Here is a 12,428-nt window from a genome sequence, read left to right as displayed (position 1 = left end):
TTCCACCCTCATTTCAACGCCAACAGGAATGAACCATGAGCATCTTCCGACTGCTCGCCGGGCTCGCTTTGGCCTGGTACCTGGCCCTGGGGCCGGCGGTGGCCACTGCCCAGGTGCAGGACGACACCGCCCAAACGCTGTTGCAACGGCTCGCAGAAGCCAACAACGCCGAGAAAAGCAAGGTACTGAAACAGATTGCAGAAAGCGGCGACGAACGGGCCCGCAGCTGGCTGGAAGCCTTTGCCGGCGGCAAGCTCGCCACCGTAAAGTCTTCCGGCTACGTGGTGCTGGTCACCAACAACACCGGGCGCAACTGGCAAGTGGCCAGCGCCGTGACCGGTGACAGCATGGGTGAAATGTCTCGCCGGGAGCTGGACAGCATTCGGGTGAACAACGCCCTGCGCAGCCAGGTGGAAGGCATTCTCTCGGTGGTAGACCTGACGGTAGCCGATCACCGGGCACGCAGCGCAGCCGCTCGCCATCTTCTGGGCCGGGTAGACACCGTCATGGCGCCGCTGATCAAAGAACGGCTTGAGGTGGAAGAAAACAGCCAGGTACGCGAATTGTTGGCCAATGCCCTGGCTATCCACCAACTGGAACAAGGCGACATCAACGCCATCGAACAACTTTCCGGCAGTCTGAACGCCCGCGTACGGGCTGCCCTGAACAACGCGGCCAGCAGTGACGACCCGGCCATCGCCGCGGCCGCCGAAAAAGCCCTGGCCAGCATCGAACAGAAACTGAAAATGAACCGCGCCGCCGAAACCCTGTACTTCGGCCTTTCCCTCGGTTCCGTACTGGTGCTGGCCGCTATCGGCCTGGCCATCACCTTCGGTGTAATGGGCGTGATCAACATGGCCCATGGTGAACTGATCATGCTGGGTGCCTACACCACTTGGGGCATGCAGCAACTGTTTCCCGGCCAACCGGGGCTGGCGCTGATTCTGTCCATTCCCGCCGGCTTCATGGTGGCCGCGCTGGCGGGCATCATCATTGAGCGCAGCGTGATCCAGCACCTCAAAGGCCGCCCGCTGGAAACCCTGCTGGCCACCTTCGGCATCAGCCTGATTCTGCAGCAACTGGTGCGCACCGTGATTTCCCCGCTCAACCGCACCGTGGTTACCCCGGAATGGATGAGCGGCTCCATCATGATCAACGAGGCCTTGTCGCTCACCCTTAACCGCCTGTACGTGATTGGTTTTGCCCTGGTGGTGTTCGCCGGGCTGATGCTGATCATGCGCAGAACCCGCCTGGGGCTGGAAGTGCGCGCCGTTACCCAGAACCGCGCCATGGCCCGCTCCATGGGCATCAAGGCCACCAAGGTGGACATCATGACCTTCGCCCTGGGCTCCGGCGTGGCCGGGCTGGCGGGTGTGGCGTTGTCACAGATCACCAACGTAGGCCCCAACCTGGGCCAGAACTACATCATCGATTCCTTCATGGTGGTGGTGTTCGGCGGCGTGGGTAACCTGTGGGGCACCCTGGTAGCCGGGCTTACCCTGGGCACCATCAACCAGATTCTGGAACCCTGGGCTGGCGCGGTACTGGCCAAGATCATGGTGCTGGTACTGATCATCCTGTTCATTCAAAAACGGCCGCGGGGACTCTTTCCCCAGAAAGGCCGGGCTGCGGAGGGCTGAGTTATGGCGTCATCACAAACCTGGCTGCTCCGGCCCCTGCAGGAGCGTTCCACCCAGATCTTCCTGGGCGTGCTGTTCGGCGCTTTGATAGTAGTCACGTTTCTGCACCTGTTCATGCCACAGGACAGCGCGCTGCACGTAAGCGCCTACACCGTTACCCTGCTGGGCAAATACCTGTGCTACGCCCTGCTGGCGGTGGCGGTGGATCTGGTGTGGGGTTACCTGGGCATTCTCAGCCTGGGCCACGGTGCGTTCTTTGCCCTCGGCGGTTACGCCATGGGCATGTACCTGATGCGCCAGATCGGTGATCGCGGCGTGTACGGCGACCCGGTGCTGCCAGACTTCATGGTGTTCCTGAACTGGGACACATTGCCCTGGTACTGGCAGGGCTTCGACATGGCCTGGTTTGCCTTCATCATGGTGCTGCTGGCTCCGGGCCTGCTGGCGCTGGTGTTCGGCTTTCTGGCCTTCCGCTCCCGGGTAACCGGGGTGTACCTGTCCATCATCACCCAGGCGCTCACCTTTGCCCTGATGCTGGCCTTCTTCCGCAACGAAATGGGCTTTGGCGGCAACAACGGCCTGACCGACTTCCGCGACATCCTCGGCTTTAACCTGCGCAGCGACGCCACCCGGCTGGGGCTGTTCATCGCCACCGGCATCGCTTTGGCCATTGGCTATGTGATCTGCCGGGGCATTGTCACCAGCAAACTCGGCCGGGTAAGCGTGGCCTGCAGGGACGCCGAAGCCCGCACCCGTTTTCTGGGTTACCGGGTAGAGCGGGTGCAGCTGTTCGTATTCGTGGTGTCCGCCATGCTGGCGGGCGTGGCCGGGGCCCTGTACGTGCCGCAAGTGGGCATCATCAACCCCAGCGAATTCTCGCCGCTGTTCTCCATCGAGATCGTGGTGTGGGTGGCCCTCGGTGGCCGCTCAACGCTGTACGGTGCCGTGATTGGCGCCATCCTGGTGAACTACGCCAAAACCGTGTTCACCGGCGTAATGCCGGATGCCTGGCTGTTCGCCCTGGGCGCGCTGTTTGTGCTGGTGACCGTGTTCCTGCCCAAGGGCATTGCCGGCCTGCTGCAAAAACGCCGAAAAGCCAAAGACGACGATACCACCACCGGGCAGGAGGCCACCGCATGAGCATGTTCGAACAACTGGCCAACCGCGACCGGGTATTTGAATTCCTGGCCCCCGCCGCCTCCCCGGTGGATGTGCGCCATGGCCCGATCCTGTACCTGGAAGACGTGAACGTGAGCTTTGACGGCTTCAAGGCCATCAACAACCTGAACCTGACCATCGACGACGGCGAGCTGCGCTGCATTATCGGCCCCAACGGCGCGGGCAAAACCACCATGATGGACATCATCACCGGCAAAACCCGGCCGGATACCGGCTCCGTATGGTTCGGCAGCCGCCACAACCTGCTCACCATGAACGAGCCAGACATCGCCAGCCTGGGCATCGGCCGCAAGTTCCAGAAACCCACGGTGTTTGAAGCCCTCACCGTGTTCGAAAACCTGGAACTGGCCATGGCCGCCGACAAACGCATATTCCCAACCCTGACCGCCATCATGAAACCCGAATACCGGGATCGCATCGACGAAGTGCTGGAGATGATCAAACTCAAAACCCTGCGGGACAAACCCGCCGGCATCCTCTCCCACGGCCAGAAACAGTGGCTGGAAATCGGCATGCTGCTGATGCAGAAACCCCGGCTGCTGCTGGTGGACGAACCCGTCGCCGGCATGACTGAACAGGAAATGGAACGCACCGCCGAATTGCTCACCAGCCTGGCCGGAAAACAGTCCGTTGTGGTGGTAGAGCACGACATGGGCTTCGTGCGTTCCATCGCCCGTCAGGTGACCGTACTGCACCAGGGCAGCGTGCTGGCCGAAGGCACCATGGACCAGGTCTCCAACGACCCGGAAGTGATCAAGGTATACCTGGGGGAGGAGGCGTAATGCTCAAGATCCAGAAGCTGAACCAATACTACGGTGAAAGCCACACCCTCTGGGACCTGGACCTGGACATCCCCCAGGGCCAGTGCACCTGCGTAATGGGCCGCAACGGCGTGGGCAAAACCACCCTGATGAAATGCATCATGGGCGAGGAAACCACCAAAAGCGGCAGCATCGAATTCGCCCAGGATGTGGAACTCACCAAAAAGAAAATCGAAGACCGATCACGCCTCGGCATCGGCTACGTGCCCCAGGGCAGGCAGATATTCCCGCTGCTGACCGTGGAAGAAAACCTGCGCACCGGTTTGGCAGTGCGTAAAGACGGCAGCAAGAAAATTCCGGAGCGGGTGTATGAGCTGTTTCCGGTGCTGAAGGAAATGAAACGCCGCAGAGGCGGTGACCTGTCTGGCGGGCAGCAACAGCAACTGGCCATAGGGCGGGCGCTGGTGATCGAGCCCAGGCTGCTGATTCTGGATGAGCCGGGGGAGGGGATTCAGCCGAACATCGTCGCTCAAATCGGAGAAGTGATCCGCCGGCTTATCGAAGAGGATGGACTCACTGTTCTGCTGGTTGAGCAGAAGTTGCCGTTTGCGCGGAAGTATGCGGATCGGTTTGCGATTTTGGATCGGGGGAGGCGGGTTGCTGAGGATGAGATTGTGGGGTTGACTGATGAACTGATCAAGAAGCATCTGACTGTGTGACGGTTTATAGCCCATCGAACCCACCCATGATTCTAGCTGTAATAAGAATAAGGCGTATATTTTTCTGGGCTCTGGCTTCTGGGGATGGCGACAATGTCCCAATCTGAATGATCTATGTGCGCCACCAAGAGCCGCTCAGGGTGCAACGTAAATTCTACATGCACGGAGGGCCGGAACGGCTGAAGGTGTGTTGAGCAACCACAGGAAATGACTGATCTGCATCTTGATCATGCGTCTCAAGGGCCCTATGCTTCAAAAGACTTAGGATTCTAATAATAGAGTAAAGGATTCGATGTGAATATCAAAAACGCGGTGGTACACCTTTTGAAGAAGGAGAGGCAGGGACCAGTAGAAGTGGTGGAAAGGCCCGATGATGGGCTTCTCGATATTAATGATGACCTCCTTGAGCTAGTGGGGTCGTTGCGGAAGCTATACAGCAACAAAACGGGTAGAGGGTATGGCGAATTCATCGATGACCAAGACAACTTCCCTTTTAGTAGACGCCTATCTCAATATCTTGATGAGACTGATGACCTCGACTTTTTAACCTTTTCTAAATTGGCGATGTCTATTCTGGAAGCGAAAATCAAGGATGTAAGGCTCGCCACCGGTGGCTATGTGCTTTTCGCTGAGTATGTTGATGAAGATGGAAGTCATAGTTTAATTGTTGCTTCGATCAAAGATCGTCCGGGACTTGCCTTCGATGACAAACTTAACTTGACTGATGCCATGCATTTGGATCTGGACCGGCTACACGAGATGGCCAAGGTCGATATCAGTCGGTGGAAGGAAGGCGAAGAAAAGTATCTGTCTTTTGCAAAAAGTCGATCAAGCTCTTCTGAACATTCTGAATACTTCCAGAATTTTATTGGCTGTGAAGAGTTAGCAAGCGCCAAGGCAATGAACGAATACCTTGTAGAGGCCGTTCGGGTATTTGCAGAAGAGAACGAAATGTCACCCGAAGAGCAGAAAAATCTTCGTGGGGTCGTATTGAACTATTGTCAAGAGAAGCTATCTGCTGAAGAGCAGGTTGACCTCGTAATGCTATCTCAGAGAATCAATGAGGAAGAACCCGAGAAATTCATTGAATTTTTGAACGCACACTCTGAAGAATATCCAATCAGCAATCATTTTGACCCGGTGAAGTCGGTATTTAAAAAACTGAGAACGTTAAAAATGAAGAAGGGTGATGTACACGTTCAGTTTAGTGTTGATTCCTTCGGGACTCTAGTTGATCTAGATGATAATGACTGCCTGATCGTAAAAGAGTTGCCTGCTGATTTCCTTGAAGAATTGAGAGGGATGAAGTGACGTGGCTGAAGCTGATGATAAGTTTCGGTTAATTAAGCGTTTATTCTCTGAGTTTCCTGATGGAGAATGGGAAGGGCTTGAATATAAGTTTAGTTCGAAAATAACTGAAGAGAATAAAGGATTGTTCGATTCCTTGAATGATTTCGGTATGCTCCTCGGAGCTCTTCGGCTGAATGTAGGTCAGGAAAAAAATCTGTCATTTTTATCGGATCAAAAGAGCGAAATTTTTGTAGCTAGGTCTATCGATGACTTGATGAGCCACAACACCTATAGAAGTAAGTCGCCAGAAAGAGTTTTGCTTTTCAAGCCTTTTGATTTTTATGGTCTTCATGATGAGCCAGAAGGCTATTTGTTAAAGACGTACGTGAAGGTTGTTTCTCTTATAAGCATTATAGATTCCATTGCTGATCATGAAGATAAATCTTCTGGCGAAAAAACATTAATTTTTCTTTCTTCGGAAAAGATTGAAATACCTATCGTTTATGGATCTCAAGATTTTCGAGAATGGGAAAAGTATCAGGACTTCGTTGAGTTGTTCTCAGATAAGGCTCATAGAAAGCAAAAAAGCACAGTTTTTAAAAAAGTAATTTCTGATGCACTGAGAGATGTTGATGCGGCCGAACGTTTTTCTTACTTTTTAGCTAACTTTGATCGTTTGGTAACTAGGATTCATCAGAATTACGATTTATATGTATCTGAGTTTTCCTTTGAGAGGATTAGGAAAAAGAATAAAGCTGAGATTGCACAGCACCTTGTTCGTATTAATTCGGTTTTCAGTGATATACAAACCCAATTACTGACGTTACCCATAGCGGGGCTACTCGCTGCTGGGCAAATGGAGGCTGGTTCTTCAGGTTCAATAAAGAATCTCTCAATTGTTGCTGCTGCTCTAAGTTTTGCGTTTCTTCTGAGTTTTGTGCTAAGGAATTACTTTTCAAGTTTAAAAACTGTAAAAAGCGAGATCGACAGCCAGAAAAACAGCCTGAAAGAAGAATACAAAGTGTTTGCATCAAGCTTTGAAGAAGACTATCAAGTTGTAGATGGGCGATATAAATCCCAAAGAAGATTGGGGCGCGCTGTGGATTTCGCTGTAAGCATTACCCTGGTAATTCTGCCAGCAGGCTTGTACATCTATCTGAATCACCATGACTTTGTGCAATTCATGGAGTCACTTTCGTGGGTTGAAGAATCCTTCGGTCGCATGAAGTTATGTATGTTTGCGTTCTTTGAGTGGTGGGGGCGTGGGTAGTTTACTGGCTACTTCATACATTCGCTCTAAAGAAGAAACTGGGGCAGGTAAGCTCTTATGAAATAAACTGGAATAGATAGAGAGATACTTATTTTTACGATTCCTTGCGTTTCCGGGCGGGAGAGTAGTATATATCCCTGATTAAGTGTCAGTCAGAAATAATTTCTCGTATATTTTACATATTATCGGAGCGGAATTTCTTTATGCGTGGGCAGTGGACGGGATCGTATCGAGGTGAGAACGTAGATGGAAAAATGATGGTTAATATCGACGAGGTTGGAGATCATTTCGAAATTGAAGTTTATGTCTCTCCTGACAGTCATGAAATACCCGCATCAGTCGGCTACGCAATTACTCGGCATAAGGGGGCCGGTCACCGTGTGACGGCGTCGGTGAATGCCATTGACCCAAGAAGTGGAAGGCAAACTAGTTGGGGCTTGATAAAACACTTATACCCGGAATCGGTATACCATAACGATAATCTCGACGTCGATGTTAAATTTTCGGGCGATAATGTAATCATAGAATCAGTAGATGGTGGGGCGAAGTTTAGCGGAAAAGCCACTAATTTTCGCGCACCAGACTGCTCTAGAGTTTCCGAGAGGGTGTTAAACTGGGATGGCTTTAAACAGTACCTTTCTGGCTTTTCTGGATCACAATTTCTATTTCGTGGTCAGTCAAAGCCGTGGCCACTTAGGACCTCGTTTCATAGAAGGAATAGGTATTTAATAAATAAGTTTATTAATGATGATGTTGTTACTTTGCACCGTCGAGTCAGCGGGTTAACTAGCCATTTTTTTGATATATCTGTGCCGGAACAAAATGGTGCCTTTCTGAATCTCCTTCAGCACCATGGATACCCTACGCCATTGCTGGACTGGTCTTATTCGCCATATGTAGCTGCATTCTTTGCGTTTCGAGATGTAAAAAAGAACTCCAAGGAAAAAGAGCACGTAAGGATATTTCTCTTTGATAAAGAGGCTTGGGTTAATGACTTCAATCAGTTGCCTCAGCTGATATGTCCAAATCCACACCTTTCTGTTATGGAGTTTTTGTCTGTAAATAATCCTAGGCAGTCTCCACAGCAAGCCATTACTACCGTTACGAATGTGGCCGATATTGAAGGTCACGTACTGTCCCGTGAAGAGGAGAATAAAAGAAAGTATATCTATGCTGTCGACATTCCGTACTCAGAAAGAGATACTGCAATGGATGATCTTCGGTATATGGGGATAACAGCAGGATCGATGTTTCCAGGGATTGATGGCGTTTGCGAGGCCCTGAAAGAAGCAAACTTCGAGTCCTGAAAAGTAGAAATGCGGGACGGATTTGTTTTAGCAGTATCCTCTGATGCTCCAGTTTTAACCTGAGCCATTACCAACTCTCCCTGTACTTCGGTTAACATCGACTACGCTGCCCACAGCGTGAAATCTTTCGTTTAAAGGCAAGGAGGTGTTTATGCCAAGGCAGGCCATGGTGATTGTGCCCGGTTTTCCCCAGCATATTGCTCTACGCAGTCATAACCGCAAACCAGGATCGGAGAAACAAATCTTCGCCGGCTTCGCCTTCCCTTAGTTGGCGCTTTTTAGAGCACGGTGTTGCCAGTGGCAACACCGTGCTCAACCAGATTGTGCCTGAGACGCCCCACGCGCCGCCGCTTAAATCCCAGATCATAAAGCCCGACCAGCGACTGGGATCGGACATTTAGACTGCATAGGTCAGGGCTTATCAGAACCTCGAAGTAGTCGGGAGGGCGGAGCACGTCGCTGTGAAAGGACATGTCCAAATAGCCGAAGCGCGAGTCATTGAGCGTGGCGCCCGGCGTGTCAGTGGCCCGGGTTTAAGAGGCGGTAACAAATTCACGGATGAAACTGGAAAAATAGACCCGTCCCGGTTTTGCTAAGATCATGGCTGCAGGTTCCTGATTGAATAGTTCAGACACAGAGGCAGCATGAAGTATTTCGCTTACGGCTCGAACATGTCACTCCTCAGATTAAGAGCGAGGGTTCCAAGCGCGGAGCGAATCGGTAGGTTCACACTCGTTGAGCATGCCCTTCGGTTTCATAAGTGGAGCAAGAAAGACCAATCCGCCAAATGCGACGCACTGTTTACCGGAAATCCGGGGGACGTCGTCATTGGCGCACTGTTTGAGATACCGCGCAGCGAAAAAGGCCCGCTGGACAGGGCTGAGGGGTTGGGTTTCGGTTACGAGGAAAAGCGGGTCACGGTTACGGATGCTCTCGAGAATTCCGTTGACGCTTTCACCTACTGTGCAACGTCAACGGATCCATCTTTGCTGCCTCACTCCTGGTATTTGAATCACGTTATCGTTGGTGCGAAAGAAACCGGCGTTCCCGCCGACTACCTCGATGCCATTTCAGCCACGCCAAGCCAGGAAGACCCTGATCGAAAACGGGATGCGAGAGAACGGGCCATCTACGATTAAAAGCGGCTCACTGTGGTCTAAAACGTAGGATCGCCCGTTGCTTTCACGGCATAGAATAGGCAATCGCTTTTCGCAATCACCGGGTTGGTGGTAATCATGAAGGTTTTGAGGGCCTGGGCAGGGTAGATTTGCCCATCCCTGATTTTCAGCACTTGTTCCATGTTCTCGGTCCGGTTGTGGCTGATTGCCGTGAGCACGTTCAGGCCTTTTTGCCCAACCCATCCAAGGGGCTCATCCGGCGACACAATCCCGAAATTGCGGTGTTCGATGTCGGGCGGAAAGGTGAGGTCCGCGTGCCCACTGGGCGTTAAACGGTACTCGATCGTCGCATCGGGCGCCAACTTCACTCAAATAGGGTTGCGCAGTACCGCAACGTTCCATTCCGCTTTCTCCAGCGATAGCACGTCAGATTGTGAGGCATACCGAACAAGCCCTTCGTCCGCCAGTTGGAAAGCCGGGACAGATCTATTTTTCGGGCTCGGTTTTCCGAAATGAGAAATAGGCGGAACGGTGATTCTCAGATCCCCTAATCACACTAGGTCAAGCTCCTCAATCCTGATAGCCATAGCCTCTGCTGAAACATTGAACTGATTGGCCAAAGATTTAAAGTGTTCAAAGTTATAGCGTTCAGTTGAGGCAAGCAGCCGGGCAAGTTCCCGGCGAGTCCTATATTTCCTTGCGAGTTCGTTTGCATTCTTGAACCCCAGAGCAAATGCTGTCTCGGAGGTGATTTCAAACGGGCGAGCGTAGAAGGTTTCAAGAAAACGCGCAACGACAAGGTTCTCCGGCATCAAGAAATACGTCGCGAATCTATCGGCCTCTCTTTCTTTCGAATCTCGTTTGGGGCGTTGGTGCTCGTCCGGGCGGTCACGATGCATTGCACCATGCAGGTCATGCAGGGCGGCGTGACCGATCTCGTGTGCCGCTGTAAAACGCCTAACGTTGGGCTTGAACTGCGGGGAAATATAGATCGTCTTGGCACCATCATCTATAAGGCCGGCAACATCCGCATCGCCATCACTGGTCTGGTGAACTCCAATGCCTGACTCGTCGCGATAGCTGAACCCGAGAAGGTTGGCTACGACCTTCGGTTCGAGCATTTCAACGGGATCTTTTGGTACCTTGCTGCCCCAAATGGCCGCGCGGTTTACCCAAATGTGGCGATGCAAAGATGCTACGATTTCCTGAATATCTTTGTCGGAATAGGTTGGTTTCTTGGCAGTCTCATAGGTTGGGGCGGTGAATACCAGCGGCTCATTTACACCTTCAGACTGGGTTTTGGGAACAGATTCCACTTCCGATTCTTCGTTATCAACAAAGATGTAAGGGTTGTGGAAGACTTCTGGACCAGGGGCTGCATGATAAGCCGGCTTCGATAGGTGAAGCTTTTCCTCTTCCGCCAAATAGTCGCGCTCCAGCTCTTCAATGTGAGCGTAAGGGTTTCGATAAGCTTCGCGGCTCATAGCAAGCATTACTGAGCGGGCTTTAGACATTCGGTGTTCCTCAGCTTCTGAAATCTCGTTGACGCCAAGTATTCAAGTGAAGGCGATCTTTCAGAGAGGATAAGTCTTCGCGATACCCGATGCCGCTGGATCCTCTCTATTCTTCCTTTCTGGTGATTAATTGATCATTTATCGCAGTATAACAGGATATAGTGATCTGTGAACAAGGATAGAGCTATAGGTCGCTCATGCATTTAAGTAGAAATCAATTATAAAACAGTTGAATAGCTAAAACTGACTCTTGATCAGAGGGTTGTGTGTGATTCCTCAACACACTAGATGTTGTGGTGAATCTCCCTATCGGTGAGAAAAACCTGGAGTGGGCAATTTCTCCGGGTTGAAGGAGCTGTTGTTGGAAATATATTGCTCAACTTTTCCCAGGTGAGCCCTACCGTAGCGATCTATCGTCTGTTCCACCGCTGATCGCAGCGTTCGTACCAGAAGTGTGTCTCCCCTGAGTTCGTTGCGCATTCGCTATGCGGTGGCGGTTGGTTTCGCGGCGTCGCCGCTATCATCGTCGCTTTGCTCTTCGGTATCTTCTCGCAGGTTTTCCGTATAGATGAACTGGGAGCAGGCGTTCACGAAAGGCATGGGTGTTTTGCGCTCGCCAAAGCCAAAGACCGGTAGGCCAGCTTCAAGAATACGCATGACGAGGTGAGTGAAGTCTGAATCGCTGGTTATCAGCGCGAAAGCGTTGACGTTGCAGCTATATGCGTATTCCAGACCAAGGTTGCCACTGATTCCAGACGAAGCCTGCCACCCATTCCACGCGAAAGCTGCCACTGATTCCACGGCAAAGCTGCCACCCTGGCAGGCTGCCTGATTTCCCCATCAAAACGTCCGGCGCGGGATAACTAACGGTACTCTGCTCCTTTTCATCCGGAGAGGGCCAGATGCCAGCGAAGAGGTTATCCATGCGTAAAATCAAAGAAGTCCTTCGCCTCAAGTGGGAGCGAGGGCTGAGCAATCGTCAGGTTGCGGCGGCCTGCGGCGTCAGCCGCCCGACCGTGAGCGAATACCTGCGCCGCACAGCTGAGGCCGGTTTGAGCTGGCCGTTGCCAGCGGACTTGGACGAGGCCCAACTGGAGCAACGGCTGTTCCCGCCACCACCGGATCTGCCGGCACAGGCCCGAGGCATTCCGGACTGGCAGCGGATCCACGATGAGCTCCGGGGCAAGAACGTCACACTGTTCCTGCTCTGGCAGGAATATCGGCAAGCCAACCCCGATGGCTATCAGTACAGCTGGTTCTGCGAGCACTACCGGGCCTGGCGGGGCAAGCTGGATCTGGTGATGCGCCAGGACCATCGGGCCGGTGAGAAGCTGTTCGTGGACTATGCGGGCCAGACCGTGCCCATTATTGATCGCACCACTGGAGAAATCCACGAGGCGCAAGTCTTTGTGGCCGTTATGGGCGCGTCCAACTACACCTATGCCGAGGCCACCTGGAGCCAGTCGCTGCCAGACTGGATCGGCTCCCATATCCGGGCCTTCGAGTTCCTGGGCGGCGTGCCGGAACTGGTGGTGCCGGATTATGTGTCCCGGCACATAATCCGGATTATGTTCCCTATCCCATTATGTTTCGTTCACTTTGGAAGACCTTGAAACCATAGGGAGGCCCC

Annotated in this window: 11 protein-coding genes and 2 pseudogenes; 9 read left to right on the top strand and 4 right to left on the bottom strand. The window is 52.5% G+C overall.

The features are described 5' to 3' along the window. Window positions 1-35 precede the first annotated feature (35 nt). From urtB to ASQ50_RS06250, 7 genes are all read left to right on the top strand, one after another. On the top strand, window positions 36-1,640 hold the full coding sequence (gene urtB, locus ASQ50_RS06280; RefSeq protein ID WP_058092762.1) for an urea ABC transporter permease subunit UrtB: 1,605 nt from the start codon (window positions 36-38) through the stop codon (window positions 1,638-1,640). Window positions 1,641-1,643: 3 nt separating this feature from the next. Next, window positions 1,644-2,780, top strand: coding sequence for an urea ABC transporter permease subunit UrtC (urtC, locus tag ASQ50_RS06275; RefSeq protein WP_058092763.1), 1,137 nt, complete (start codon window positions 1,644-1,646; stop codon window positions 2,778-2,780). Continuing rightward, window positions 2,777-3,601: an urea ABC transporter ATP-binding protein UrtD gene (gene urtD, locus ASQ50_RS06270; RefSeq protein ID WP_058092764.1), complete on the top strand. Its 825-nt coding sequence runs from the start codon at window positions 2,777-2,779 to the stop codon at window positions 3,599-3,601. Before urtC ends, urtD begins: the two co-directional genes overlap by 4 nt. Then, window positions 3,601-4,299 (top strand): urea ABC transporter ATP-binding subunit UrtE, encoded by a 699-nt coding sequence (gene urtE / locus ASQ50_RS06265; protein ID WP_058092765.1) that lies wholly within the window; start codon window positions 3,601-3,603, stop codon window positions 4,297-4,299. Before urtD ends, urtE begins: the two co-directional genes overlap by 1 nt. Window positions 4,300-4,593: 294 nt before the next feature. Beyond that, complete coding sequence (locus tag ASQ50_RS06260; protein ID WP_058092766.1) at window positions 4,594-5,610, top strand: nucleoid-associated protein; 1,017 nt, start codon at window positions 4,594-4,596, stop codon at window positions 5,608-5,610. Between the two features lies 1 nt (window position 5,611). Then, a complete protein-coding gene (locus tag ASQ50_RS06255) occupies window positions 5,612-6,859 on the top strand; it encodes a hypothetical protein (protein ID WP_058092767.1) in 1,248 nt (415 codons plus the stop codon). Window positions 6,860-7,062: 203 nt separating this feature from the next. Beyond that, window positions 7,063-8,166 carry an FRG domain-containing protein gene (locus tag ASQ50_RS06250; RefSeq protein WP_082888442.1) on the top strand — a complete coding sequence of 368 codons (1,104 nt, stop codon included), beginning with the start codon at window positions 7,063-7,065 and terminating at the stop codon, window positions 8,164-8,166. A 278-nt stretch (window positions 8,167-8,444) separates the two neighbouring features. Here the strand turns inward: ASQ50_RS06250 and ASQ50_RS20430 are convergent. Beyond that, window positions 8,445-8,669 (bottom strand): annotated as a pseudogene (locus tag ASQ50_RS20430) (DUF1499 domain-containing protein); the annotation flags it as partial. A gap of 141 nt (window positions 8,670-8,810) precedes the next feature. Here ASQ50_RS20430 and ASQ50_RS06245 point away from each other — a divergent pair. Beyond that, window positions 8,811-9,305: a gamma-glutamylcyclotransferase family protein gene (locus ASQ50_RS06245; RefSeq protein WP_058092769.1), complete on the top strand. Its 495-nt coding sequence runs from the start codon at window positions 8,811-8,813 to the stop codon at window positions 9,303-9,305. A gap of 17 nt (window positions 9,306-9,322) precedes the next feature. Here ASQ50_RS06245 and ASQ50_RS06240 read toward each other — a convergent pair whose 3' ends face one another. The 3 genes from ASQ50_RS06240 to ASQ50_RS21360 form a co-directional block, all read right to left on the bottom strand. Then, window positions 9,323-9,646 carry a hypothetical protein gene (locus ASQ50_RS06240; RefSeq protein ID WP_227513266.1) on the bottom strand — a complete coding sequence of 108 codons (324 nt, stop codon included), beginning with the start codon at window positions 9,644-9,646 and terminating at the stop codon, window positions 9,323-9,325. Window positions 9,647-9,835: 189 nt separating this feature from the next. Beyond that, window positions 9,836-10,798, bottom strand: coding sequence for an ImmA/IrrE family metallo-endopeptidase (locus tag ASQ50_RS06235; protein ID WP_058092770.1), 963 nt, complete (start codon window positions 10,796-10,798; stop codon window positions 9,836-9,838). A gap of 483 nt (window positions 10,799-11,281) precedes the next feature. Then, on the bottom strand, window positions 11,282-11,599 hold the full coding sequence (locus ASQ50_RS21360) for an NYN domain-containing protein (protein ID WP_068351409.1): 318 nt from the start codon (window positions 11,597-11,599) through the stop codon (window positions 11,282-11,284). 101 nt (window positions 11,600-11,700) lie between these two features. Here ASQ50_RS21360 and istA point away from each other — a divergent pair. Then, window positions 11,701-12,339, top strand: a pseudogene (istA, locus tag ASQ50_RS06225) (IS21 family transposase); the annotation flags it as partial. Window positions 12,340-12,428 lie beyond the last annotated feature (89 nt).

It is taken from the genome of Marinobacter sp. LQ44 (assembly GCF_001447155.2).
Lineage (GTDB): Bacteria > Pseudomonadota > Gammaproteobacteria > Pseudomonadales > Oleiphilaceae > Marinobacter.
This window is presented reverse-complemented; position numbering and strand designations above follow the sequence as displayed.

What these genes read in the sequence shown, in the direction of transcription:
- urtB (WP_058092762.1), top strand. Translation starts at nt 36, where the DNA reads ATGAGCATCTTCCGACTGCTCGCCGGGCTCGCTTTGGCCTGGTACCTG.
- urtC (WP_058092763.1), top strand. Translation starts at nt 1,644, where the DNA reads ATGGCGTCATCACAAACCTGGCTGCTCCGGCCCCTGCAGGAGCGTTCC.
- urtD (WP_058092764.1), top strand. Translation starts at nt 2,777, where the DNA reads ATGAGCATGTTCGAACAACTGGCCAACCGCGACCGGGTATTTGAATTC.
- urtE (WP_058092765.1), top strand. Translation starts at nt 3,601, where the DNA reads ATGCTCAAGATCCAGAAGCTGAACCAATACTACGGTGAAAGCCACACC.
- ASQ50_RS06250 (WP_082888442.1), top strand. Translation starts at nt 7,063, where the DNA reads ATGCGTGGGCAGTGGACGGGATCGTATCGAGGTGAGAACGTAGATGGA.
- ASQ50_RS06245 (WP_058092769.1), top strand. Translation starts at nt 8,811, where the DNA reads ATGAAGTATTTCGCTTACGGCTCGAACATGTCACTCCTCAGATTAAGA.
- ASQ50_RS06235 (WP_058092770.1), bottom strand. Translation starts at nt 10,798, where the DNA reads ATGTCTAAAGCCCGCTCAGTAATGCTTGCTATGAGCCGCGAAGCTTAT.